Source organism: Pseudomonas peradeniyensis (assembly GCF_014268935.2).
Taxonomy (GTDB): domain Bacteria; phylum Pseudomonadota; class Gammaproteobacteria; order Pseudomonadales; family Pseudomonadaceae; genus Aquipseudomonas; species Aquipseudomonas peradeniyensis.
Genome location: NZ_JABWRJ020000003.1, coordinates 1097444 through 1121027 on the forward strand (window position 1 = coordinate 1097444; position 23584 = coordinate 1121027).

General features: G+C 64.0%; 21 protein-coding genes. 6 read left to right on the forward strand and 15 right to left on the reverse strand.

The genetic code is table 11. The features are described 5' to 3' along the window. Window positions 1–104 precede the first annotated feature (104 nt). The 3 genes from HU751_RS19930 to HU751_RS19940 all read left to right on the forward strand — a co-directional run bounded on the left by HU751_RS19930 (window position 105) and on the right by HU751_RS19940 (window position 2578). A complete protein-coding gene (locus HU751_RS19930; protein ID WP_225933336.1) occupies window positions 105–551 on the forward strand; it encodes a type II toxin-antitoxin system RelE/ParE family toxin in 447 nt (148 codons plus the stop codon). Window positions 552–554: 3 nt separating this feature from the next. Beyond that, complete coding sequence (locus tag HU751_RS19935; RefSeq protein ID WP_186733535.1) at window positions 555–884, forward strand: XRE family transcriptional regulator; 330 nt, start codon at window positions 555–557, stop codon at window positions 882–884. A gap of 110 nt (window positions 885–994) precedes the next feature. After that, the gene (locus tag HU751_RS19940) at window positions 995–2578 is read left to right on the forward strand and encodes a peptide chain release factor 3 (RefSeq protein WP_186733536.1); all 1584 of its coding nucleotides are present in this window, start codon (window positions 995–997) and stop codon (window positions 2576–2578) included. Window positions 2579–2697: 119 nt separating this feature from the next. On the opposite strand, the gene HU751_RS19945 is transcribed toward HU751_RS19940, so the two are convergent. The 13 genes from HU751_RS19945 to HU751_RS20005 form a co-directional block, all read right to left on the reverse strand. Continuing rightward, a complete protein-coding gene (locus tag HU751_RS19945) occupies window positions 2698–3777 on the reverse strand; it encodes a polyamine ABC transporter substrate-binding protein (protein ID WP_186733537.1) in 1080 nt (359 codons plus the stop codon). 52 nt (window positions 3778–3829) lie between these two features. Continuing rightward, window positions 3830–4171 carry a cupin domain-containing protein gene (locus HU751_RS19950; RefSeq protein ID WP_186733538.1) on the reverse strand — a complete coding sequence of 114 codons (342 nt, stop codon included), beginning with the start codon at window positions 4169–4171 and terminating at the stop codon, window positions 3830–3832. A gap of 33 nt (window positions 4172–4204) precedes the next feature. After that, window positions 4205–5611 carry an NAD(P)/FAD-dependent oxidoreductase gene (locus HU751_RS19955; protein ID WP_186733539.1) on the reverse strand — a complete coding sequence of 469 codons (1407 nt, stop codon included), beginning with the start codon at window positions 5609–5611 and terminating at the stop codon, window positions 4205–4207. A gap of 65 nt (window positions 5612–5676) precedes the next feature. Continuing rightward, complete coding sequence (locus tag HU751_RS19960) at window positions 5677–6486, reverse strand: helix-turn-helix domain-containing protein (RefSeq protein WP_186733540.1); 810 nt, start codon at window positions 6484–6486, stop codon at window positions 5677–5679. A gap of 334 nt (window positions 6487–6820) precedes the next feature. Further along, entirely contained in the window at window positions 6821–7789 is a 969-nt protein-coding gene (locus tag HU751_RS19965; RefSeq protein ID WP_186733541.1) for a peptide ABC transporter ATP-binding protein, read from the reverse strand. Continuing rightward, window positions 7789–8757, reverse strand: a complete 969-nt coding sequence (locus tag HU751_RS19970) for an ABC transporter ATP-binding protein (protein WP_028689621.1) — start codon at window positions 8755–8757, stop codon at window positions 7789–7791. The genes HU751_RS19965 and HU751_RS19970 overlap by 1 nt, the downstream gene beginning before the upstream one ends. Window positions 8758–8767: 10 nt before the next feature. Further along, window positions 8768–9694 carry an ABC transporter permease subunit gene (locus tag HU751_RS19975; RefSeq protein ID WP_186733542.1) on the reverse strand — a complete coding sequence of 309 codons (927 nt, stop codon included), beginning with the start codon at window positions 9692–9694 and terminating at the stop codon, window positions 8768–8770. 10 nt (window positions 9695–9704) lie between these two features. Further along, window positions 9705–10715, reverse strand: coding sequence for an ABC transporter permease subunit (locus tag HU751_RS19980; protein WP_028689623.1), 1011 nt, complete (start codon window positions 10713–10715; stop codon window positions 9705–9707). Between the two features lie 77 nt (window positions 10716–10792). Beyond that, window positions 10793–12388 carry an ABC transporter substrate-binding protein gene (locus HU751_RS19985; RefSeq protein ID WP_186733543.1) on the reverse strand — a complete coding sequence of 532 codons (1596 nt, stop codon included), beginning with the start codon at window positions 12386–12388 and terminating at the stop codon, window positions 10793–10795. Between the two features lie 72 nt (window positions 12389–12460). Then, the gene (locus HU751_RS19990; RefSeq protein ID WP_186733544.1) at window positions 12461–13840 is read right to left on the reverse strand and encodes an OprD family porin; all 1380 of its coding nucleotides are present in this window, start codon (window positions 13838–13840) and stop codon (window positions 12461–12463) included. Between the two features lie 157 nt (window positions 13841–13997). Then, complete coding sequence (locus HU751_RS19995; RefSeq protein ID WP_186733545.1) at window positions 13998–15590, reverse strand: ABC transporter substrate-binding protein; 1593 nt, start codon at window positions 15588–15590, stop codon at window positions 13998–14000. Between the two features lie 213 nt (window positions 15591–15803). After that, window positions 15804–17429: an ABC transporter substrate-binding protein gene (locus HU751_RS20000; protein ID WP_186733546.1), complete on the reverse strand. Its 1626-nt coding sequence runs from the start codon at window positions 17427–17429 to the stop codon at window positions 15804–15806. 311 nt (window positions 17430–17740) lie between these two features. Next, the gene (locus HU751_RS20005; protein WP_050704071.1) at window positions 17741–18463 is read right to left on the reverse strand and encodes an SIMPL domain-containing protein; all 723 of its coding nucleotides are present in this window, start codon (window positions 18461–18463) and stop codon (window positions 17741–17743) included. A gap of 201 nt (window positions 18464–18664) precedes the next feature. Between HU751_RS20005 and HU751_RS20010 the strand changes: the two genes are divergently transcribed. Together HU751_RS20010 and HU751_RS20015 are read left to right on the forward strand one after the other, a co-directional pair. Next, on the forward strand, window positions 18665–19924 hold the full coding sequence (locus tag HU751_RS20010) for an ATP-binding protein (protein ID WP_186733547.1): 1260 nt from the start codon (window positions 18665–18667) through the stop codon (window positions 19922–19924). Further along, window positions 19921–20481 carry a response regulator transcription factor gene (locus HU751_RS20015; RefSeq protein ID WP_028689629.1) on the forward strand — a complete coding sequence of 187 codons (561 nt, stop codon included), beginning with the start codon at window positions 19921–19923 and terminating at the stop codon, window positions 20479–20481. Before HU751_RS20010 ends, HU751_RS20015 begins: the two co-directional genes overlap by 4 nt. Window positions 20482–20598: 117 nt before the next feature. Here HU751_RS20015 and HU751_RS20020 read toward each other — a convergent pair whose 3' ends face one another. Further along, complete coding sequence (locus HU751_RS20020; RefSeq protein WP_186733548.1) at window positions 20599–20787, reverse strand: hypothetical protein; 189 nt, start codon at window positions 20785–20787, stop codon at window positions 20599–20601. Between the two features lie 14 nt (window positions 20788–20801). Beyond that, the gene (locus tag HU751_RS20025; RefSeq protein ID WP_186733549.1) at window positions 20802–22436 is read right to left on the reverse strand and encodes a phospholipase; all 1635 of its coding nucleotides are present in this window, start codon (window positions 22434–22436) and stop codon (window positions 20802–20804) included. A 190-nt stretch (window positions 22437–22626) separates the two neighbouring features. On the opposite strand from HU751_RS20025, the gene HU751_RS20030 reads away from it, so the two are divergent. Then, on the forward strand, window positions 22627–23568 hold the full coding sequence (locus tag HU751_RS20030) for an AEC family transporter (protein WP_186733550.1): 942 nt from the start codon (window positions 22627–22629) through the stop codon (window positions 23566–23568). The last annotated feature ends 16 nt before the right edge of the window (window positions 23569–23584 follow it).

Below are 23584 nucleotides of genomic sequence, written 5' to 3' on the forward strand. Positions count from 1 at the left end.
CGTGGAGGGAAAGGTTCCCATCTGGGGCGGCATTTGGCCAGTGCTAATCACTGGCATGTAGGAAGCTTCACGCGAAAATCAAGCGTGAATATTACGTTGAGACGTTGAAGTACCTGCTATCGAGGCATCTTGCAGATGTTCAGAATTTCTTCTCGAATAATCTCGACATGCGCTTGAGGGAATATTCCCTTGGAGGTATTTTAATGGGGTGGTCTATTGGAATGTGCCGGGAGTTCAATGCCGAGCTACAGGTGTTGACCGAGGTGGTACAGGATGAATTGCTGGCGCAGCTTCATCTGCTCAAGCATTTTGGCCCCGCATTGGGGCGTCCGCATGTGGACACGCTGAAGGGCTCGAGGCATTCGAACATGAAAGAGTTGAGGTTCAACGCAGATGGCGGTGTATGGCGAGTCGCATTCGCTTTCGATCGTTCGCGCTCTGCGTTGTTGCTCGTTGCGGGGGACAAGGCTGGTATCAATGAGCGTAGATTTTATGGAAGCCTGATTACCCGTGCCGATGAACGGTTTGATCGACATTTGTCCAGAGGTTGAGAAATGTACAAGACGCTTGAAGACGTGATGAACGAGCTGACGCCTGAGCGCAGGGCAAGAATCGAGGAGCGTGGTCGCGAACTGGTTCGTGAGGAAATGACGCTTCAGGCCTTGCGTAAACAACTCGAAATCACCCAAGAAAGCATGGCCGAGCGCCTCGACGTTCGTCAGGGCAATGTTTCCAGGTTCGAGAACCGTAGCGATATGTTGATCTCTACGTTGCGTGACTATTTGGAAGCCATGGGGGGAAGACTGGAGCTGGTCGTTCATCTGCCTGGCCGAGCTCCTATAACCATCGAGGGGCTAGCCGGCGATTCGCTTGTCGATGGTTAACCAATGCGGCAGGGGCGAATTGGGTCGAACCGTTGGGGCTTGTTTTGGCCTGACGCCCGACTTCAGGTATGATATCGCCCCTTTTTGAATCCCCAGTCAGGCGATTTCCCATGACCAACCAGGCCGCCGAAGTCGCGAAGCGCCGCACTTTCGCAATCATTTCCCACCCCGACGCCGGTAAGACCACCATCACCGAGAAGCTCCTGCTGATGGGCAAGGCGATCTCCGTCGCGGGTACCGTGAAGTCGCGCAAGTCCGACCGCCACGCCACCTCCGACTGGATGGAAATGGAGAAGCAGCGCGGCATCTCCATCACCACCTCGGTGATGCAGTTCCCCTACCGCGAGCACATGATCAACCTGCTCGACACCCCCGGTCACGAGGACTTCTCGGAAGATACCTACCGCACCCTGACCGCGGTGGACTCGGCGCTGATGGTGCTCGACGGCGGTAAGGGTGTAGAGCCGCGCACCATCGCCCTGATGGACGTCTGCCGCCTGCGCGACACGCCGATCGTCAGCTTCATCAACAAACTCGACCGTGACATCCGCGACCCGATCGAACTGCTCGACGAGATCGAGGCGGTCCTGAAGATCAAGGCCGCGCCGATCACCTGGCCGATCGGTTGCTACCGTGACTTCAAGGGCGTGTACCACCTCACCGGCGACTACATCGTCGTCTACACCCCGGGCCACGGCCACGAGCGCACCGAAGCCAAGATCATCCAGAACCTGGATTCCGACGAGGCCCGCGCGCACCTGGGCGACCAGTATGATTCGTTCGTCGAGCAACTGGAGCTGGTGCAGGGTGCCTGCCACGAGTTCAACCAGGACGAGTTCATCAACGGCCAGCTGACTCCGGTGTTCTTCGGTACCGCCCTGGGCAACTTCGGTGTCGACCATGTGCTCGACGCGGTCGTCGACTGGGCGCCGCGCCCGCTGGGCCGGGTGGCCCATGAGCGTACCGTGGAGCCCGTGGAAGAGAAGTTCACCGGCTTCGTGTTCAAGATCCAGGCGAACATGGACCCGAAACACCGCGACCGCATCGCCTTCATGCGCATCTGCTCGGGCAAGTACGAGAAGGGCATGAAGATGCGCCATGTGCGGATCAACAAGGACCTGCGCATCGGCGATGCGCTGACCTTTTTCTCCTCCGAGCGCGAGCAGCTGGAAGAGGCCTACGCCGGCGACATCATCGGCCTGCACAACCACGGCACCATCCAGATCGGCGACACCTTCACTGAAGGCGAGGCGCTGGGCTTCACCGGTATCCCGCACTTCGCCCCGGAGCTGTTCCGCCGCGTGCGCCTGAAGGACCCGCTGAAATCCAAGCAGCTGCGCCAGGGCCTGCAGCAGCTGGCCGAAGAGGGCGCCACCCAGGTGTTCTTCCCTGAGCGCAGCAACGACATCATCCTCGGCGCAGTCGGTGTGCTGCAGTTCGATGTGGTCGCCAGCCGCCTGAAGGAAGAGTACAAGGTCGAGTGCGCCTATGAGCCGATCACCGTCTGGTCGGCGCGCTGGATCAGCTGCGATGACAAGAAGAAGCTCGAGGAATTCCAGACCAAGGCCATGGAGAACCTGGCCATCGACGGTGGCGGTCACCTGACCTACCTGGCCCCGACCCGGGTCAACCTGTCGCTGATGGAAGAGCGCTGGCCGGACATCAAGTTCCGCGCGACCCGCGAGCATCACTGATTCTTAAGGCCCGAGCCTGACTCTGTGGGAGCGGGCTTGCCCCGCGATAGCGCCAATCCAGGCAGAGGTAATGCCTGATCGGACGCTATCGCGGGGCAAGCCCGCTCCCGCGAATGTTTCTAGTTCCCCGCTTTTATGCTGGTCCAGATCCGCGTCCTGATCCGGTCGATCTTCGCCGGCATTGCCTCCAGGGCATACAACTTGCCCATCACATCCGCGCTCGGATAGATCATCGTGTTGCCCTTCATCGCCGGGTCCACCAGCCCGTCAGCCTGCTGGTTGCCATTGGCGTATTGCACGAAGTTGCTGATGTTCGCCATCACTTCCGGCTGCAACAGATAGTTCATGTAGGCGTACCCGGCCTTCTCGTTGGGCGCATCGGCCGGCATGGCGACCATGTCGAACCACATCGGCGCGCCTTCCTTCGGAATCGAGTAGCCCACCTTCACCCCGTTCTTCGCCTCCTCGGCACGGTTCTTCGCCTGCAGCACGTCACCCGAGAAGCCCACCACCAGGCACACGTCGCCATTGGCCAGGTCGCTGGTGTACTTCGAGGAGTGGAAGTAGCTGATGTACGGTCGCACCTTCATCAGCAACGCCTTGGCCTTGTCGTAGTCCGCCGGGTTCTGGCTGTGGTGCGGCAGGCCCAGGTAGTGCAGGGCGATCGGCAGCAGCTCGGGGCCGTTGTCCAGCACCGCCACACCGCAGCTCTTGAGCTTGGAGAGGTATTCGGGCTTGAAGAACAGGTCCCACGAATCGATGGGCGCGTTGTCGCCGAGCACCGCCTTGACCTTGTCGATGTTGTAGCCGATGCCGGTGCTGCCCCACAGGTAGGGGAAACCGTACTGGTTGCCCGGGTCGTTCACCTCCAGCGCCTTGAGCAGCACCGGGTTGAGGTTCTTCCAGTTCGGCAGCTGCGACTTGTCCAGTTTCTTCAGGGCCTTGCCCTGGATCTGCCGGGCCATGAAGTGGTTGGAAGGGAACACCACGTCGTAGCCGGAGTTGCCAGTCATCAGCTTGCCGTCGAGGGTCTCGTTGCTGTCGAACACATCGTAGGTGGGCACGATGCCGGTGGCTTGCTGGAAGCTCTTCAGGGTGTCCGGGGCGATGTAGCTCGACCAGTTGTAGATCTTCACCGAGTCGGCGGCGCCGGCGACGCTTGCGGCCAGCATCAGGGGGGCGAGAAGGAGTGTGCGCATGTCGGGGTTACCTTGCTTTGTCTGTTGTTATCGAAGGCAGGCGATCAGCGGATCAGAAAATCAGGACGTAGGTCTTGCGCACGGTCTCCTGGATATCCCAGGTGCCGAGGCTGTTGGCCGGTAGCATCAGGGCGTCTCCGGCTTCTATGAGCAGCGGCTCGCCGCCGTCTGGGGTGAAGGTGCAGCGGCCCTTGATGAAGTGGCAGAACTCCTGTTGCACGATCTGCCGCCGCCAGCGCCCCGGGGTGCACTCCCAGATCCCGGTCTCGACGCCGTCATTGCGTTCGACGCAAGTGACCGAGGTGACCGCGACCGGCTCGCCGAGGGGCACGGCGACCGGGGTGGAGCTGTCCAGGATGGCGCTGTCGGTGTGCTTGAACTGGGTGATGCTCATGACCGGTGGATCCTGTGTGGTGATGAAGGGAAGTCAGTGCATGAAGCCTTCCATGAAGTCGGCCAACCCGCTGGCCAGGCGCCGCCGCCAGGGGGCGCTGGCCGGGTTGGCGAGGGTCCGGTCCTCGTGGACGAAACTCTGGATGATCGCGTTGTAGCCCAGCCAGCGGCAGGGCTCCGGTGGCCAGCTGGCCAGGCTCGACAAGGGACGGTTGTCGTGCACCCAGGGCTGGGCGGTGAGCGCGTTGTGCTGGCCAAGGATCAGTGCCGCCAGGGTGCGTCCGCCCAGGTTGGTGGCGCCGACGCCTTCGCCGCCGTAGCCGCCGGACAGGGCGATGCCGCGCTGGCGATCGCACAGCATGTGCGGGCGGAAGCGCCGGGCCATGCCCAGGTTGCCGCCCCACGAGTGGGTGATGCGCACGTGCTTGAGCTGCGGGAACAGTTCGCCGAACAGGTAGCGGCGCAGTTCGACTTCGTTGTCGGTGAGGGTGAAGTCCTCGCGCAGGCGACCGCCGAAGCGGTAGCCACCCCGGGCGCCGAACACCAGGCGGTTGTCGGCGCTGCGCTGGCCATAGGTGACCTGGCGGCTGTTTTCGCTGAAGGCCTGGCCCTGGCTCAGGCCGATCTGTTCCCAGGTCGACTCGGGCAGCGGTTCGGTGGCCACCAGCAGGCTCTGCACCGGCAACTGGTGCCGCCCGAGCGGTGGCAGGCTGGCGGCGTAGCCTTCGACGGCCGGCACCACCCAGTGGCTGCGGATGCGTGCCAGCGGGGTGCGCACTTCGCCGGTCTGCCAGTCGATGGCCGGGGTGTTCTCGTAGATCGGCACGCCCATGGCCTCGACCGTCCGCGCCAAACCTCGCACCAATCTGGCCGGTTGGATCGTGGCCACATGCGGGCTGTAGAGGGCGCCGTAGGGGTTGCTCACCTTCAACTGGGCATCCAGCTGTTCGGGGCGCAGCCAGCGGTAGTCGTCCTCGTTCATGCCCTGGCGGTAGAGGTCATCGAGCCAGGCGCGCAGGCTGCGCTCCTGTTCCGGGTAGCGAGCGGCGCAGTACAGCACCCCGCCCTTGCGGTAGTCGCAGGCGATGCCTTCGCGCAGCAGCACGTCTTGGACTTCGTCGGGGATGCCGTGCAGCAGGTCGATGCTTTCACGCCGCTGCTGCGGCGAGAGCGTGGCGAGCAGGCAATCCTCGCCCAGCAGGTTGCCCATCAGCCAGCCGCCGTTGCGCCCGGAGGCGCCGAAGCCGGCGATGTTGGCCTCGATCACCGCGATGTTCAGCTGCGGCGCCTGGCGCTTGAGGTAATAGGCGGTCCACAGGCCGGTGTAGCCGGCGCCGATGATGCACACATCGAGGTCCAGGTCCTGGCGCAGGGCGGGGCGAGCGCACAGGGGCTCGTCGAGCTGGTCCATCCACAGGCTGATCGTGCGCAGGGGTTGCATCGGGTCGGGCTCCACATCCGGTCAAGGTCTGTGGACGATCCTAGTGAAGCGCCGGTGGGGCTGTCTTACGTGCGTGCACGCAGGGAAATTTGCTTGAGGTAGGCCTTGGGCGACAGGCCGGTGTGTTCGCGAAAGCATTTGTAGAAGGCCGACAGCGAGTTGAAGCCGGCGTTGAACGCCAGTTCGTCGATGGGCGCACGCACACTGCCGGCGCCGAGGCTGGCCATGAGGTGTTGCAGGCGTGCCTGGTTGACGTAGCGGTAGAAGCTCTGGCCGAGCACCTGGTTGAGCAGGTAGGAGATCTGGTTGCGGCTGTAGCCGCTTTCGTCGGCGACCTGCTGCAGGTCGAGTTCCGGGTCGAGATAGGGGCGTTGGGCCTGGAAGTAATGCTCCAGGTCCTGGGCCATGGTCGACAGCTGGCGCGGTGACAGGCCCAGGCGGCTGGTGGCCGGACGCGGGCCGCCCGGCAGCCTGGCGTTGCCGCCCTGGCGTACCAGGGTGGCGTATTCGTTGACCCGCCAGATCAGCCCGTCCCTGACCGTGATCGCTTCGCTGGACTGGAACGCCACCAGCCCGTCGCCACCCTGGACCGTGACCTGGTACTGGATGAACGCGGTGCAGCCGTCGACGCGGATGCGGTCGCTGTGAACGATGTCCTCGCCGGCTTCATGGGGCAGGCAGGCGCGCACGTAGTCACGCAGCTCGTCGAAGCCGAGCACGCGGTTCTGGAAGAAATCGTGGTACTGGATGTCCGGGTGGTAGAGCGCCATCACCCCGTCCAGGTCGCGATGCTTCCAGCACAGGTGGTAGCGCATGACGGTGTCGGCGGTGAGCGGGGTCTGCCCGGGGCCGTCGGGGAGGGGAGTGGCGGTCATGGGCTCGATAGTGCATTGCAGAAAACCCAGGCGCAAGGCCACGGATCCGGCATTTTGCACGGTTTTCCCGAGCAGTTACCGGCTAAGGGCTTGATTCATTTGAATGTAATTTTTTGATACAGCTGGCATGGGCGCTGCACCTCTTTTGATCAACACCGAACGAGGAGAACGGCCATGCGCTCGATACTGCTGTGGATGATTGGGGTGCCGATTCCGGTGATCATCCTGATCTGGTTCTTCATGCATTGAAGCAATCGCGGGGCAAGCCCGCTCCCACGAAAGCCGTATTGGCCTCGTGGGAGCGGGCTTGCCCCGCGATGAAGGTTACGTTGGTCTAGAGGAACTGCTCGGCATAGTGGCAAGCCACCTGCCGCGTACTCACCTGCCGCAACGCCGGTACTTCCTTGGCGCAACGCTCGGTGGCATGCGGGCAGCGTTTGTGGAACGCGCAACCATCCGGCGGATTCAACGGGTTGGGCAGCTCACCGGCAATACGGATCTTCGGCTTCAGCGGATCCGGATGGATCGCCGGAGTCGCCGACAACAGCGCCTGGGTGTACGGGTGCAGCGGCTTCTCGTAGATATCTTCCTTAGGCCCCATTTCCGCCGGTCGCCCCAGGTACATCACCAGCACCTGGTCGGCCACATGGCGCACCACCGCCAGGTTGTGGGAGATGAACACGTAGGCGGTGTTGAACTCCTTCTGCAGGTCCATGAACAGGTTCAGCACCTGGGCCTGGATCGACACGTCGAGGGCGGAGGTGGGTTCGTCCGCCACAAGCACCTTGGGTTGCAGCATCATCGCCCGGGCCAGGGCGATACGCTGGCGCTGGCCGCCGGAGAACATGTGCGGGTAGCGCTGATAGTGCTCGGGGCGCAGACCCACCTGCTCCATCATCTTCTGCACTTTCTCGCGGCGCTCGGTCTTGCTCAGCGAGGTGTTGATCAGCAGCGGCTCGGCGAGCTGGTCGCCGATCTTCTGCCGTGGGTTGAGCGAGGCGTAGGGGCTCTGGAACACCATCTGCACGTCGCGGCGCAGTTGCTTGCGCTGGTCCTTGCTGGCGCCCTTGACCTCATGGCCGGCGATCTGCAGCGAGCCGGAGGAGGGTTCCTCGATCAGGGTCAGGGCACGGGCCAAAGTCGATTTGCCACAGCCGGACTCACCGACCACGGCCAGGGTCTTGCCGGCCTCCAGTTCGAACGACACGCCGTTGAGCGCGCGGACCAGCGCATGGCCCTTGAACATGCCGCGAGAGACTTCGTAGTGGCGGGTCAGCTCACGAGCGGAAAGAACGACGGCCATCACGCCACCTCCTGGTTCAGCGGATAGAAGCAACGCACCAGGCTGTGGGCCTGGGGATCGAGGGCCGGACGCTGCCGGCGGCAGTTTTCCTGGACATAGGGGCAGCGCGGCGACAGCAGGCAGCCCTGCGGACGGTCATAGCGGCCAGGAACGATGCCGGGCAGGGTGGCCAGGCGCTCGGCGCCAATGCTGTGCTCGGGGATGGCCGCCAGCAGCGCTTCGCTGTACGGGTGGGCGGGGATGTCGAACAGCTCCGGCACCTGGCCGACTTCGACGGCCTGGCCCGCGTACATCACGCATACGCGCTTGGCGGTCTCGGCGACCACGGCCAGGTCGTGGGTGATGAGAATGAGCGCCATGTTGCGCTCCTTCTGCAGGTTGACCAGCAGCTCCATGATCTGCGCCTGGATGGTCACATCCAGGGCCGTGGTCGGTTCGTCGGCGATCAGCAGCTTCGGTTCGCCGGCGATGGCCATGGCGATCGCCACGCGCTGGCTCATACCGCCGGACAGCTGGTGCGGGTAGGCGTCCAGGCGGCTTTCGGCGGCCGGGATCTCGACCTTCTTCAGCAGTTCCAGGGCACGCTGGCGCGCGGCCTTGCCTTTCAGACCGAGGTGCTGGCGCAGCACTTCCTCGATCTGGTAACCAACGGTGTAGCTGGGGTTGAGCGCGGTCATCGGGTCCTGGAAGACCATGGCGATGTCCTTGCCCACCACCTTGCGGCGCTGGCGGCCGCTGAGCTTGAGCATGTCGATGCCGTCGAAGTTGAGCACGTCGGCGGTGATGCGCCCGGGGGCGTCGATCAGGCCCATCAGGGCCATCATGGTGACGGACTTGCCGGAGCCGGACTCGCCGACGATGGCGAGGATCTCGCCGGCGTCCACGCTCAGCTCGAGGCCGTCCACCACGGGCACGGCATTGGCGTCGCCGAAGCGCACGTTCAGGTTGTTGATCTGCAACAGTGACATGGCGTTCTCCTCAGGCGGCATTCTTGAGTTTCGGGTCCAGCGCGTCGCGCAGGCCGTCGCCCATCAGGTTGATTGCCAGCACACTGAGCAGGATGGTCAGGCCGGGCAGGCTCACCACCCACCAGGCGCGCTCGATGTAGTCGCGGGCCGAGGCCAGCATGGTGCCCCACTCGGGGGTCGGCGGCTGGACGCCGAGGCCGAGGAAGCCCAGGGCGGCGGCGTCGAGGATCGCCGAGGAGAAGCTCAGGGTGGCCTGGACGATCAGCGGCGCCATGCAGTTGGGCAGCACGGTGACGAACATCAGGCGTGGCAGGCCGGCGCCGGCCAGGCGCGCGGCGGTGACGTAGTCGCGGTTCAGCTCGCCCATCACCGCGGCGCGGGTCAGGCGCACGTAGGAGGGCAGCGAGACGATGGCGATGGCGATCACCGTGTTGATCAGGCCAGGGCCGAGGATGGCGACGATGGCCACGGCCAGCAGCAGCGACGGCAGGGCCAGCATCACGTCCATCAGGCGCATGATCGAGGGACCGAGGATCTGCGGGAAGAAGCCGGCCAGCAGGCCCAGCAGGATACCCGGGATCAGCGACATCACCACCGACGACAGGCCGATCAGCAGCGACAGGCGGGCGCCCTGGATCAGGCGCGAGAGCAGGTCGCGGCCCAGTTCGTCGGTGCCGAGGATGAACTGCCAGGTGCCGCCTTCGAGCCACACCGGCGGGGTGAGCAGAAATTCGCGGTACTGCTCGCTGGGGTTGTGCGGTGCGACCCAGGGGGCGAACAGGGCGCAGAACACCACCAGGGTCATGAAGGCCAGGCCGGCCACCGCGCCCTTGTTGCGCGAGAAGGCCTGCCAGAACTCTTTGTACGGCGAGGGGTAGAGCAAGCTTTGGTCAACCACGCTGGGCGGGGTGACAGATTTCGGAATCGGGCTGGTCATGGCGGAGTCCTCAGCGCTGATGACGGATGCGTGGGTTGGCCAGGCCGTAGAGGATGTCCACGACGAAGTTGACCAGGATCACCAGGCAGGCGATCAACAGGATGCCGTTCTGGACCACGGGGTAGTCACGGGCACCGATGGCCTCGATCAGCCATTTGCCGATGCCCGGCCAGGAGAAGATGGTTTCGGTGAGCACGGCGCCGGCCAGCAGCGTACCGACCTGCAGGCCGAACACGGTCAGCACCGGGATCAGTGCGTTGCGCAGGCCGTGGATGAACACTACACGGGACGGCGACAGGCCCTTGGCGCGGGCGGTACGGATGTAGTCCTCGCGCAGCACTTCGAGCATCGACGAACGGGTCATGCGGGCGATCACCGCCAGCGGGATGGTACCCAGCACGATGGCCGGCAGGATCAGGTGCATCACCGCGTCCTTGAACGCGCCTTCCTCGTCGCTGAGCAGGGTGTCGATGAGCATGAAGCCGGTTTTCGGCTCGATGTCGTAGAGCAGGTCGATGCGCCCGGAGACTGGCGTCCAGCCCAGGCTTACCGAGAAGAACATGATCAGGATCAGGCCCCACCAGAAGATCGGCATCGAGTAGCCGGCCAGCGAGATGCCCATCACCCCGTGGTCGAACAGCGAGCCGCGCTTGAGCGCGGCGATCACCCCGGCCAGCAGGCCGATGACCCCGGCGAACAGCAGGGCGGCCATGGCCAGCTCCAGCGTTGCCGGGAACAGGGTGAGGAATTCGTTCCATACGCTCTCACGGGTGCGCAGGGATTCGCCGAGGTCGCCCTGGGCGAGCTTGCCGACATAGTCCAGGTACTGGGCCGGCAGCGGTTTGTTCAGGCCCAGGCGCTCCATGGCCTGGGCGTGCATTTCTGGGTCGACACGGCGTTCGCCCATCATCACTTCGACCGGGTCGCCGGGAATCAGGCGTATGAGCGCGAAGGTCAGCAGGGTGATACCGAAGAACGTCGGGATCAGCAGACCCAGGCGTCGGGCAATAAAACTCAACATTGTCAGGGGTACCTCATCAGCCGGTAACGGCAGTGCCGCCGGGGCCTCTTGCACAAGGTCCGGCGGCTGTTGTTGTTCTACTTCACCTTGGTGGTGGCGAAGTTGTTGTTGGTCAGTGGGTTGATCACATAGCCTTCGACGTTCTCGCGCATGGCGGTGAACATTTTCGGGTGGGCCATGCTGATCCACGGCTGGTCTTCATCGTACACCGCCAAAGCCTCGTTATAGAGCCTGGCGCGCTCGTCGTTGTCGATCACTTCGCGGGCGCGGGTGATCAGGTCCTGGAATTTCTGGTTGCACCAGCGCGCATAGTTCTCGCCGCTCTTGACCGCATCGCAGCTGAGCATCGGCGTGAGGAAGTTGTCCGGGTCGCCGTTGTCGCCGGCCCAGCCCGCCGACACCAGGTCGGCCTCGCCCTTCTTGGCGCGACGCAGCATCTCGGCCCATTCCATCACGCGGATGTCGAGCTTGATGCCGATCTTGGCCAGGTCGGACTGGAGCATTTCGGCCGACAGACGCGGGTTGGGGTTGGTCGGACCACCGCCGTTGCGGGTGAACAGGGTGATCACCGTGCCTTCCGGCACGCCGGCTTCCTTGAGCAGGGCTCGGGCCTTGTCGAGGTCGTGGGGCGGGTTCTTGTTGTCGGTGTTGTAGCCGATCATGGTCGGCGGGTACGGGTTGACGCCCGGCAGCGCGTTGCCCTTGCCGAACAGCTGGTCGACGTGGGTCTGGCGGTCGAAGGCCATGTTGATCGCCTTGCGCACGCGCACGTCGCTCAGGTACTTGTGCTGGGTGTTCATCGAGATGTAGCCGGTGACCAGCGCCTCGATCTCGGCGACCTTGAGTTTCGGATCGGTCTTGATGCCCGGCACGTCGTCAGGCTTGGGATACAGGGCGATCTGGCACTCGTTGGCGCGCAGTTTCTGCAGGCGCACGTTGCTGTCGGTGGCGATGGCGAAGATCAGCCCGTCGGCCGGTGGCTTGCCGCGGAAGTAGTCCGGGTTGGCCTTGTAGCGAACCTGGGCATCCTTGCTGTAGCGCTGGAACACGAACGGGCCGGTGCCGACCGGCTTGCTGTTGAGGTCGGAGGTTTTGCCGGCCTTGAGCAGCTGGTCGCCGTACTCGGCGGAGTAGATCGAGGTGAAGGCCATGGCCAGGTCGCGCAGGAAGGGCGCTTCCGGGCGGGTCAGGGTGATCACCACGGTGTGGTCGTCGGTCTTCTCGACCGACTTGAGCAGGTCCTTGAAGGCCATGCTCTCGAAATAGGGGTAGCCGACGCTGGTCTTGTCGTGCCACGGGTGGTCTTTCTTCAGCTGGCGGTTCAGGCTCCACAGCACGTCATCGGCGTTGAAGTCGCGGGTCGGGGTGAAGTAGTCGGTGGTGTGGAACTTGACGCCTTCGCGCAGGTGGAAGGTGTAGACCAGCCCGTCGGGGCTGACTTCCCAGCTCGTGGCCAGGGCCGGCTGGATCTCGGTGGTGCCGGGCTTGAAGTCGACCAGGCGGTTGAAGATGGCCTCGGCCGTGGCGTCGGCGGTGACGGCGGTGGTGTACTGGACAATGTCGAAGCCTTCCGGGCTGGCTTCGGTGCACACCACCAGCGGCTTGGCCGCCAGATTCGATGCGGCGCCCAGGATGACGGCTGCCAAGGCAGCACGTAGCGGTAGCATTTTCATGGAACCTCCCTGCAGTGCTAGTTCCAGCGTAGCCGCCACGGCCCGTGGGGAGTCGGGCCGTGGCGCCAACGGTCAGAGGATGTTGAACGGAATGGTGGTGACGACGCGGAACTCGTCGAGGCTGCCGTCGCTCTGCGCCTTGCTCGCACGGTGGGCGGTATAGGTGGCGCGGATGGTGGTGTCCTTCAGCATGCCGCTCTGTACCGCGTAGCTGGTGCCGATGCCCCACTCGTAGTGGTTCTCGCCGTCCTGGCCACGGACGTCATAGGCGGTGCCCTTGTAGTGGGTACCGTCGATGTCCCAGCCGCGGGCGTTGTAGACGTTGAACTTCAGGCCCGGCACGCCATACGGCGCCATGTTCAGCACATAGCTGATCTGCAGGGATTTTTCGTTCGGGCCGTTGAAGTCCGACAGCAGGGAGTTGGCCAGGTAGATGCCGTTGGTTTCGTGCAGGTAGTCGAAGTACTCGTTGCCGTTGACCTGCTGCCAGGAGGCGGTGAGGGTGTGAGCCTGGTGGGTCAGGCCGAACGACAGGCTGTAGGTGTCGTTGTCGATCTCGCCCATCTTCTTGCTACCTTCGTCCACGGTCTTGTAGTAGTTCAGACCGGTGGTCAGGCTCAGCACCGCGCTGTCACCCAGCACGTGGTTGGCGCCGAAGTAGTACTGGTTCCAGAAGTCCTCGACCTTGGTGGCGTAGAGGCTGGTGGTCAGGCTCTTGAGCGGCTGGTAGTTGATGCCGACGGTGCTGGCGCGGTCGGTTTCCACACCGTTGCCGTATTCGCTGCGGAACTTGCTCAGGCTCTGCTCGGTACGCGGCGAGACGCGGTCGAAGGTACCCACGTCGAACGACAGGTTCTCGAACTCGGCGCTGTGCAGGAACGCGCCCTGGAAGCTCGAAGGCAGCGCACGGTTGCCGATATAGGCGATCATCGGCGTGTCCACCGACTGGCGGCCCACGGTCAGCGTGGTGTTGGAGATGCGCGCCTTGACGTTGCCCAGGCCCATCTTGCTCCACTGGCCGATCGGATCGCCGTCGCTGTGGGTCAGCGTACGGTTGTTCGGGCCGGCCACGGCGGCGCGGCCCTGCTCGAGGGCGATGGCGTTGTAGGCCGCGGCCTCGACGGCGAAGCCCACGGTGCCTTCGGTGAAGCCCGAGCTGTAGTTGAGGATGGTGCCCTGGACCCAGTTGTCACGGCTGTGGGTGTCGTGGCGGGTGCCGTCGCTCTTGTAGTACTTCCACAGCGGCGCGCGGGTGGCGCGTTCGCGGGCGTACCAGTTGCGGGTGCTGCCGGACAGGCTCTGGCCATCGATGAAGCCCTTGGCCTCGGCCTGCTCACTGCTGGACTTGAGCGCGATCGGCACGAAGTCCTGGCTCATCGGTTCGGCCTGGGCGAGGGCGCAGAAGGCGCCCACGGACAAGGCCAGTGCGGTGGTGGTGGTACGAATCAACATGAAAGCTCCCTGATATTTTTTTAGTTATCACCCGACCTCGTGGGCCGGGCTTGTCACGGTGACGCGGTACTGCAGTGTCTGCCTTGGGGTTGCCAGGCAAATCCGGGCTGCACGCGGGCGCGGGAGTGGGTCGCACTCCCGGCCGGGCAATGCAGGGTCAATCGATGCTGACGCCGGAGAAAACGTTGCGTCCGAAGGGGCTGACCTTGAAGTCTTTCACGCTGATGCTCAGCGGCTGGTTGACCGTGGAGTGCGCGACCGGGGTGATCGGCACCTGTTGCTTGAGACGTTGCTGGGCTTGTTCGTAGAGGCTGGTGCGCTGGTCGCGGTCGGTGACCTGCTTGGCTTTCTTGACCAGGGCGTCGTACTGCGTGTCGCACCACAGCGAGTAGTTGTTGCTGCCGATGGCGTCGCAGCTGAACAGCGTGCCCAGCCAGTTGTCCGGGTCGCCGTTGTCGCCGGTCCAGCCGATCAGGGCGATATCGTGCTCGCCGTTCTTCATGCGCTTGAGGTATTCACCCCACTCGTAGCTGACGATGCGCACCTTGAAGCCGAGCTTGCTCCAGTCGGCCTGGAGCATTTCGGCCATCAGCTTGGCGTTGGGGTTGTAGGGGCGCTGTACCGGCATGGCCCACAGGGTGATCTCGGTACCCTCCTTGACCCCGGCCTGCTTGAGCAGTTGCTTGGCTTTTTCCGGATTGTAGGGCGCGTCCTTGATCGACTTGTCATAGGACCATTGGGTTGGCGGCATGGCGTTCGATGCGGCCTGGCCGGCGCTCTGGTAGACCGCACCGATGATCGCTTTCTTGTTCACCGCCATGTCCATGGCCTGGCGCACCTCCAGTCGGTCGAATGGCGGGTGCTGGGTGTTGTAGGCGATGTAGCCGAGGTTGAAGCCGGGCTGGGTCATCACCTGCAGCTGCTTGTCGGTCGAGAGCGCGGGCAGATCGGCGGGGCGTGGGTGCAGGGTGATCTGGCATTCGTTCTTGCGCAGCTTCTGGATACGTACCGAGGGATCGACGTTGATGGAGAAGATCAGGTTGTCGATCTTCACCCGGTCCGGCGCCCAGTAGTCCTTGTTGCCCTTGAAGCGGATTTGCGAGTCCTTCTGGTAGCGCTGGAACACGAATGGGCCGGTGCCGATGGGCTTCTGGTTGATGTCGCTGGCCTTGCCGCCGGCCAGCAGGTGCTCGGCGTACTCGGCGGAGAGGATCGAGGCGAAGGCCATGGCGATGTTCTGCAGGAACGCGGCGTCGACCTTGTTGAGGGTGAAGACCACGGTCAGCGGGTCGGTCTTCTCGACGCTGGCGATGTTCTTGTCCAGGCCCATGCTGATGAAATACGGGAATTCGGTGGGGTAGGCCTGGCGGAAGGGGTGGTTCTTGTCGAGCATGCGGTTGAAGGTGAACAGCACGTCGTCGGCGTTGAAGTCGCGGGTCGGCTTGAAGTCCTTGTTGGCATGGAACTTCACCCCGGGGCGCAGGTGGAAGGTGTATTTCAGGCCGTCCTCGGACACCTGCCAGTCGGTGGCCAGGCCCGGCTGCACGGCGGTGCCGCCACGCTCGAACTCGACCAGGCGGTTGTAGATCGGCTCGGCGGCGTCGTTGTCGGTGGCCGCGGTGTACTGGGCGGTGTCGAAGCCCGCCGGGCTGCCCTCGGAGCAGAACACCAGGTTGTTGGCGAGGCTCGTCGGAGCCTGGCTCAGCAGGCCGAGGGCAAGCAGGGTGGAACACAGTGTGGTCAGGCGCATGGCAGATCCTTTGTCCGTCTTCTTCGGGCCGCGACAGGCAAAACGCGGCTGCAACATCCCGGTCCTGACGATAGGTGCGCCAGAATGCGGGAGCCAGGGTTCGCTACTGATTTGGGTGCGGGAGCGTTCCGGCGAGCGTGAGGGAATTGCCCTACGTATCGCCTGGTCGTGTCATCGCCCCGCCGGCAAACCCCGGCGGGACGATCACGGCCGTTACTTGTCCACGCTGACCCCGTAGAAGGAATTCAGGCCGAAGGGGCTGATCTTGAAGTCCTTCACGGACGTGCTCATTGGCTGATACACGGTGGAGTGGGCGATCGGGGTGATCGGCACCTGCTCCTTGAGGATGTGTTGCGCCTGCTTGTACAGCTCGGTGCGCTTGGCCTGGTCGGAGGTCGCCTTGGCCTGCTTGATCAGGTCGTCGTAGGGCTTGTAGCACCACTTGGAGAAGTTGTTGCCGCTCATGGCGTCGCAGCTGTACAGGGTGCCGAGCCAGTTGTCCGGGTCACCGTTGTCGCCGCTCCAGCCGATCAGCATGGCGCCTTGCTCGCCGCCCTTGGAGCGCTTGATGTACTCGCCCCATTCGTAGCTGACGATCTTGGCCTTGATGCCGACCTTGGCCCAGTCCGATTGCAGCATCTCGGCCATCAGCTTGGCGTTGGGGTTATACGGACGCTGCACCGGCATGGCCCACAGGGTGATCTCGGTACCTTCCTTGATGCCGGCTTCCTTGAGCAGCTGTTTCGCTTTCTCAGGGTCGTACTTGGCGTCCTTGATCGTGGTGTCGTAGGACCACTGGGTCGGCGGCATGGCGTTTTCCGCCAGCTGGCCGGCGCCCTGGTACACCGACTCGATGATCTGCTGCTTGTTGACGGCCATGTCCAGGGCTTCGCGAACCTTGAGCTGGGCCAGCGGGTTGGCGTCGTTGCTGCCCTTGACCTTGTCCATCACGTTGTAGGCGATGTAGCCGAGGTTGTAGCCAGGCTGATCGGGCATCTGCAGTTTCTTGTCCTGCTTGAGCGGCGCGATGTCGGCCGGGCGCGGGAACAGGGTGACCTGGCATTCGTTCTTCTTGAGCTTCTGCATGCGCACCGAGGCGTCGGTGCTGATGGCGAAGATCAGGTTGTCGATCTTGACGTCCTCGGGCTTCCAGTAGTCCTTGTTGCCCTTGTAGCGGATCTGCGCGTCCTTCTGGTACTTGCTGAACACGAACGGGCCGGTGCCGATCGGCTTCTGGTTGATATCGGCGGCCTTGCCCTGCTTGAGCAGCTGGTCGGCGTATTCGGCGGACTGGATCGAGGCGAAGCTCATGGCCAGGTTCTGGATGAACGCGGCATCGACGTCGTTGAGGGTGAACTTCACGGTGTGGTCATCGACTTTCTCGAGCTTGGCGATGTTCTTGTCCATGCCCATGTCGGTGAAGTACGGGAATTCGGTGGGGTAGGCCTTGCGGAAGGGGTGGTCCTTGTCGAGCATGCGGTTGAAGGTGAACAGCACGTCGTCGGCATTGAACGCACGGGTCGGCTTGAAGTACTCGGTGGTATGGAACTTCACGCCTTCGCGCAGGTGGAAGGTGTAGGTCTTGCCGTCATCGGAAACCTCCCACTGGGTAGCCAGGCCCGGAATGACCTTGGTACCGCCGCGCTCGAACTGGGTCAGGCGGTTGAACATGGTTTCGGCGGAGGCGTCAAAGTCGGTCCCGGTGGTGTACTGGCCAGGGTCGAAACCGGCCGGGCTGCCTTCGGAGCAGAACACCAGATTGGTCGCGGCGTGGGCGAACGGTGCGCCGGCTAGCAAGCCTGCGCCAACCAGGAACGGAATGACTGCGTGTTTGAGCATGGTGGCCTCATTGTTGTCATTTTTCGAATTGAGGCGGCCTCGTGAGCCGACCTGCGGATACTTATGCAGGGGGTGTTCCCAATGCAACACTCAGCGGGATGGTTGGCGCCCAAATAGTGGTACGGACGTACATGGATGTCGCATCCATATAACTTTGGCGAATGTTGATCGTTTGCGCGGGAGAAAAGGGCGGAAATTACAAGATATTTCGCACTTTATGTGACAAGCAGACGCACCCGTTTGGTGCGTAGGAAAGGTCTGAAACTGCTGTCCGAGACGCTTTACGCGACCCGGACATCCAGTTGGAGGGGTCAGGGGACCTGGACTTCGATCAGGCCATCGGCACTCATGCTGACTTCGCTGGTGCCCGCCTCGATATCCGGCGCTGGTGCGGCCTCGTCGGCGGCGCCCTTGGCCATCATCGCCATCGGTGCGCTGCGCAGGTACGGACGTGGGTAGCCGCTGCTGTTGAGGTTCAGGCTGACCACCTTATAGCCTTTGCCGCCCAGGGCCTCGGTGGCCAGCTGGGCGCGGGCCTTGAAGGCGGCGACGGCGTCCTTGAGCAGCTCGTCCTCATTGGACTTGCGCGTGGCCGGGGCGATGGAGAAGTCCATGCCGCCCATTTTCAGGTCCTGCAGCAGCTCGCCGGTGAGCTTGGACAGGGCCGGGAAATCGGCGCCTTCCAGGCGCAGCTCGGCGCGCTCGCGCCAGCCGGTGATCTTCTGGCCCTTGGTGTCGTAGATCGGGTAGCTGTTGCGGCTGCCCTGGCTGATCTTCACATCCTTGACCTGGCGGGCCTGCTGCACGGCCTTGTTCATGGTCTCGGTGATCTCTTTGGCGAGCTTGCCCGGGTCGCTGTTCTGGGCTTCGCTGTACAGCGTCACGACCATCAGGTCGCGCGCCACTTCCTTGCTGACTTCGGCGCGTAGCGACACCTGGTTGTAGCGAGGCTCATCGGCCGCCAGGGCCGGCAGGCTGGCGAGCATGCCGCAGGACAGGGCAACGGCGGCGGCGCCGCGACGGGAAATGTGCATGTGGAGCTCCTTGGCAAGGTAAGGCGTGGATGAGGACATCCGTTCCACGCATGGCCTATCAGACCGGCAACAGTGTAGTGGGTTCAAAAATGCCATCATGAGTCTGTGACAAAGTGTGGCGCTTTGCCGCATCGCTGCAGCGAGGCGCCCGGCTTCGGTATACTCCAGCCGATTTTCCTGGAGCACTCATTGGGAGAGCTCATGCTCGCCGTCGCACAACCGTTGTCCGCTACACGCCAGAACCTCTGGCGCCTGACCTTCATCCGCATTCTCGTGCTGGCGGCCCAGGCCGGCTCCGTGGGCGTGGCCTACTGGACCGAGCTGCTGCCGTTGCCGTGGTTCTCGCTGGCGGTGACGCTGGCGCTGTCGTCGCTGCTGTGCGCGTTCACCGCCCTGCGCCTGCGCCTGTCGCTGCCGGTCACCGAGCTCGAATACGCCCTGCAATTGGCCTGCGATCTGCTGATCCACAGTGCCCTGCTTTATTACTCGGGTGGTTCGACCAACCCCTTCGTCTCTTATTACCTGGTGCCGCTGGCGATCGCCGCGGTCACGCTGCCATGGATCTACTCGCTGGTGCTCTCGGGCATTGCCCTGGTGGCCTACAGCTTGCTGCTGGTGCAGTACTACCCGCTGGAAACGCTGCCGCTGGCCCGCGACACCATGCAGGTCTATGGCATGTGGCTGAGCATCGCCCTCGCCGCGGGGGTGATCACCTTCTTCGCCGCGCGCATGGCCGAGGAGCTGCGTCGGCAGGAGAACCTGCGCGCTGAACGCCGTGAAGAAAGCCTGCGCGACGAGCAGCTGCTGGCTGTGGCCACCCAGGCCGCTGGCGCCGCCCATGAGCTGGGCACGCCGCTGGCGACCATGAGCGTGCTGCTCAATGAAATGCGCCAGGATCACGCCGACCCCCTGTTGCAGGAAGACCTGCAGATCCTTCAGGACCAGGTCAAACTGTGCAAGGAAACCTTGCAGCAACTGGTGCGCGCCGCCGAGGCCAACCGGCGCCTGGCGATCATCGAGCAGGACGTCACCGCCTGGCTGGACGAGGCGCTCAACCGCTGGCACCTGATGCGCCCCGAGGCCAGCTACCGCTTCCAGCGCCTGCGCGATGGCGTGGTGCCGCGGTTGACGCCGCCGCCGGACCTGACCCAGGCGCTGCTGAACTTGTTGAACAACGCCGCCGATGCCTGCCCGGACGACCTGGAGGTGCGCCTGGACTGGGACGCCCAGGACATCGTCATCAGCATCCGCGACCATGGCCCCGGCGTGCCGCCGGCCATCGCCGAGGCGATCGGCAAACCCTTCATTACCACCAAGGGCAAAGGCTTCGGCCTGGGCCTGTTCTTGAGCAAGGCCAGCGTGACGCGTGCGGGCGGTTCGGTGAAACTCTATAGTCATGAGCAGGGTGGCACCCTGACCGAATTGCGCCTGCCCCATGGCAAGCGAGGAGATGCAAGATGAGCGAAGAAAACCAGGTCGAAGGCGAAGAACTGCCGCACCTGCTGCTGGTGGATGACGACGCCACCTTTACCCGGGTGATGGCCCGGGCCATGGCCCGTCGCGGGTTCCGCGTCAGTACCGCGGGTTCCGCCGAGGAAGGCCTGAAACTGGCCGAGCAGGACCTGCCGGACTACGCCACGCTGGACCTGAAGATGGAAGGCGACTCTGGCCTGGTGCTGCTGCCCAAGCTGCTGGAGCTGGACCCGGAGATGCGGGTGGTGATCCTGACCGGCTACTCGAGCATCGCCACGGCGGTCGAGGCGGTCAAGCGCGGGGCCTGCAACTACCTGTGCAAGCCGGCGGACGCCGACGATGTGCTGGCGGCGCTGCTCTCGGAGCACACTGACCTGGATACCCTGGTGCCGGAAAACCCGATGTCGGTGGATCGCCTGCAGTGGGAGCACATCCAGCGGGTGCTGAGCGAGCACGAGGGCAACATCTCCGCCACGGCGCGGGCGCTGGGCATGCACCGGCGCACGCTGCAGCGCAAGTTGCAGAAGCGCCCGGTGCGGCGCTGAAGTCCACTGGGGGCGCTGCGCGCCCCATCGCCGGCAAGCCGGCTCCCACAAGGATCACCGATGCCCTGTGGGAGCCGGCTTGCCGGCGAAAGGGCCGCAAAGCGGCCCCGCCTTCTATCAGGCTTTCACCCCCGAGCGGTCAACCCGCACCGCCAGCTGCCCAGCCCCCGATGGCGCATCGAACGCTACCTGTCCCCCAGCCGGCACTTTCGCCCGGCCAATCACCTTGCCGGCACGCAGCAACTCCAGCGGCATGCCTTCCATCGACTGGCCCGAAGCCAGTTCCAGTTTGATCTTGATATTCATCGGTGACCTCCTTGTCACGCGTTGCGATCGATATAGAGCGTGGTCTTGCCGTCCAGGCTGGCGATCAGTTCCGGTGAACCGCCGCGGAACTGGCGGAACAGGTTGCGCCCGCGCTGCTTGCCGTCGGCCGGTACCTGCACACTCGGGTGGAACTGGTCGGTGAGTTCGACATAGGCGCTCCATGGGCCGATGTACGACTCGTTGAGCCGGTCGGTGACGCTGAAGGCGTAGCGCACCGCGTTGCCCCGCTGCCAGTTCAGGCCATCGGGCTCGCGGCGCTCCCAGCCGGTGATCGCCGGTGAGGCGGCCGGGGCATCGATGAAGCCGGTAGGCTTGTTCGGCTTGTAGTCCTTGAGCAGCAGGTAGGTGCTCCAGCCCCACCAGTCGCCGATGCGGTTGCGGTCGTTGAGGTCGTTGACATCCTTGCGCCGCAGCACGGTCTTGCCGTCCTGGAAGTACAGCGGGGCGAAGTTGCCGGGCACCAGATCCTGCTCGGCGGCCCGCAGGTCGGGCGCCAGGCGCAGCGCCGAGAAGTCCTTCGCCGCCGGTGCGCGGCCTTCGGCGAAGGCCTGGAACACCTCGTCGGCCGAACGTTGCACGGCGCGGTCCACCTGGCGACGGTTGGCCACATCGACGCTGTCGAAGTAGCGCTTGTCGCCGTAGGCGCGCCATTGCTCGCCTTCGGCATTGCGCACGGCCAGGCCGTACTTGCTGTCCTCGTCGTGCATGAAGCGCGAGATCAGCGAGCCGACGTCACTCGGCGTGACGGTATCGGCCAGGGCCTTGCGCGGCACCCGCAGGTGGCCGGCGGAGAACAGGTCGGTGAGGAAGTGGTCGGCGAAGGCGTTCATCGCGTAGGCCAGTTGCAGGTCGCGCTCCTCGCCGCTGGCGCGGGCTTTCAGCGCCTGCTGCAGGGCGGCGGCGTGGCCGGCCTGGTAGGCCGCCAGCGCCCAGGGGCCGAAGTGATCCCAGTTGCTGGCGGCCAGTTTCAGGTAGCGGCCCAGGGGGAACAGGTCGGAGGCGAAGCTGCCGCCCCCGGTGATGCGGTTCCAGCGCGCCGACAGGCTGTCACCCAGCGCGTCATAGGCCTCGTGGGGCTGACGGCCGTCCTTGATGGCCTGGTTGGCGGCGCCGATTTCTTCCTGCATGACCGCAAGGATCTGTTCGGCTTCCGCCTTGGCTGCCGGCAGGCGCGCCAGGGAATCGAAGGCCTGGGTGAAGCGATCGACCCGTTCGGCGTCGTTGGCGCCATCGGCGATCGGGTGATCGGGCAAACCGTAGAAGTCGCCGCCCAGGGCGATCACCTGGCCATAGGTCAGGCTCAGGCCGTTGGGCAACGGCAGCGGCGACTGGTGGGCGGGGATACCCGGTTGACCCGCCTCAAAGCGCAGCAGGGTGTTGTCGCCGATGGCGGTGTGTTCGCCGCCTTCGAAGAACAGCTCCGGCCCGCGCCGTGCGGAGGGGCCGCGAGCCGGTGGCGGCGCAAGGCGGTGGTACTTGACGGTGTGATGGCCATGCATGACCAGCATCAGATGGCTGTCGGTGCCGGGCAGGGCGACGCCCTGTTCCTCGAACAGTTGCTCGAGGTCGGCGACCACCAGCGTTGCCTGGGCCTTCGCGGCCGCAGGCATTGTGTGCATTCCTGACATGATTTGCTCCTTGCAATGTCCGGATAATCCATTTTTATACTGTATGTATATACAGTAATCCGTACTATATTCAGGAAAATTCCTACGTCAAGACCTCTTTGTGCGGGTATCTGGCTGCTGTGGCGGGCGCAAGTCCGCTGGCACTCACGTATGATTGCGCCCCTGACGGTATTTCCCGGGAACACGTTGCATGCTTGCCCTTCTCATCCAGACACTGAACATCACGGCCCCTGTGTTCGCCATGCTGTTCATGGGCGTGCTGCTCAAGCGCATCCGCTTGATCGACGACAACTTCAACCGGGTCGCCTCGAAGCTGGTGTTCAACGTGTGCATGCCGGCGCTGCTGTTCCTCGGCATCTACCACGCCGACCTGGCATCCGCGGTGAAGCCCGGGGTGATCCTCTACTTCGTGGTTGCGACGCTGGCGTGTTTCGGCCTGGCCTGGGGCCTGGCGATCTGGCGCTGCCCGCGGGCGGACCGGGGCGTCTACACGCAGGGCGCGTTTCGCGGCAACAACGGCGTGATCGGCCTGGCACTGGCGGCCAGCCTGTATGGCGACTACGGTATATCCCTCGGCGCGGTGCTGGCCGGGCTGGTGATCCTCCTGTACAACTCGCTGTCGGCGGTGGTCCTGGCGGTGTACAGCCCGGACCTGAAATCCGACCCGTGGAGCATCTGCAAGAGCATCCTCAGCAACCCGTTGATCATCAGCGTGCTGCTGGCCACGCCCATGGCCTACGGCCAGGTGCCGCTGCCCAACTGGCTGCTGACCTCGGGGGACTACCTGGCGCAGATGACCTTGCCGCTGGCGTTGATCTGCATCGGCGGCACCCTGTCACTGGCGGCGCTGCGCGACAGTGGCCGGCTGGCCATCGACGTCAGCCTGGTGAAGATGGTCTGGCTGCCGGTGCTGGGAACGCTTGGCGCCTGGTTGTGCGGTTTTCGCGGTGCCGAGCTTGGCATCCTGTTCCTCTACATCGGCAGCCCCACCGCGGCGGCCAGTTATGTGATGGCGCGGGAGGCCAACGGCAACCATGAGCTGGCGGCGTCGATCATCGTGATCACCACGCTGATGGCCGCAGTCACCACGAACATCGGGATTTTCTTCTTGCAATGGGGTGGATGGATTTAGTCCATTGCAAGCAAAA

Bases quoted from the DNA above. Each gene is read 5' to 3' on its own strand.
- HU751_RS19935 (WP_186733535.1), top strand. From the start codon at position 555: ATGTACAAGACGCTTGAAGACGTGATGAACGAGCTGACGCCTGAGCGC.
- HU751_RS19940 (WP_186733536.1), top strand. From the start codon at position 995: ATGACCAACCAGGCCGCCGAAGTCGCGAAGCGCCGCACTTTCGCAATC.
- HU751_RS19945 (WP_186733537.1), bottom strand. From the start codon at position 3,777: ATGCGCACACTCCTTCTCGCCCCCCTGATGCTGGCCGCAAGCGTCGCC.
- HU751_RS19950 (WP_186733538.1), bottom strand. From the start codon at position 4,171: ATGAGCATCACCCAGTTCAAGCACACCGACAGCGCCATCCTGGACAGC.
- HU751_RS19955 (WP_186733539.1), bottom strand. From the start codon at position 5,611: ATGCAACCCCTGCGCACGATCAGCCTGTGGATGGACCAGCTCGACGAG.
- HU751_RS19960 (WP_186733540.1), bottom strand. From the start codon at position 6,486: ATGACCGCCACTCCCCTCCCCGACGGCCCCGGGCAGACCCCGCTCACC.
- HU751_RS19965 (WP_186733541.1), bottom strand. From the start codon at position 7,789: ATGGCCGTCGTTCTTTCCGCTCGTGAGCTGACCCGCCACTACGAAGTC.
- HU751_RS19970 (WP_028689621.1), bottom strand. From the start codon at position 8,757: ATGTCACTGTTGCAGATCAACAACCTGAACGTGCGCTTCGGCGACGCC.
- HU751_RS19975 (WP_186733542.1), bottom strand. From the start codon at position 9,694: ATGACCAGCCCGATTCCGAAATCTGTCACCCCGCCCAGCGTGGTTGAC.
- HU751_RS19980 (WP_028689623.1), bottom strand. From the start codon at position 10,715: ATGTTGAGTTTTATTGCCCGACGCCTGGGTCTGCTGATCCCGACGTTC.
- HU751_RS19985 (WP_186733543.1), bottom strand. From the start codon at position 12,388: ATGAAAATGCTACCGCTACGTGCTGCCTTGGCAGCCGTCATCCTGGGC.
- HU751_RS19990 (WP_186733544.1), bottom strand. From the start codon at position 13,840: ATGTTGATTCGTACCACCACCACCGCACTGGCCTTGTCCGTGGGCGCC.
- HU751_RS19995 (WP_186733545.1), bottom strand. From the start codon at position 15,590: ATGCGCCTGACCACACTGTGTTCCACCCTGCTTGCCCTCGGCCTGCTG.
- HU751_RS20000 (WP_186733546.1), bottom strand. From the start codon at position 17,429: ATGCTCAAACACGCAGTCATTCCGTTCCTGGTTGGCGCAGGCTTGCTA.
- HU751_RS20005 (WP_050704071.1), bottom strand. From the start codon at position 18,463: ATGCACATTTCCCGTCGCGGCGCCGCCGCCGTTGCCCTGTCCTGCGGC.
- HU751_RS20010 (WP_186733547.1), top strand. From the start codon at position 18,665: ATGCTCGCCGTCGCACAACCGTTGTCCGCTACACGCCAGAACCTCTGG.
- HU751_RS20015 (WP_028689629.1), top strand. From the start codon at position 19,921: ATGAGCGAAGAAAACCAGGTCGAAGGCGAAGAACTGCCGCACCTGCTG.
- HU751_RS20020 (WP_186733548.1), bottom strand. From the start codon at position 20,787: ATGAATATCAAGATCAAACTGGAACTGGCTTCGGGCCAGTCGATGGAA.
- HU751_RS20025 (WP_186733549.1), bottom strand. From the start codon at position 22,436: ATGTCAGGAATGCACACAATGCCTGCGGCCGCGAAGGCCCAGGCAACG.
- HU751_RS20030 (WP_186733550.1), top strand. From the start codon at position 22,627: ATGCTTGCCCTTCTCATCCAGACACTGAACATCACGGCCCCTGTGTTC.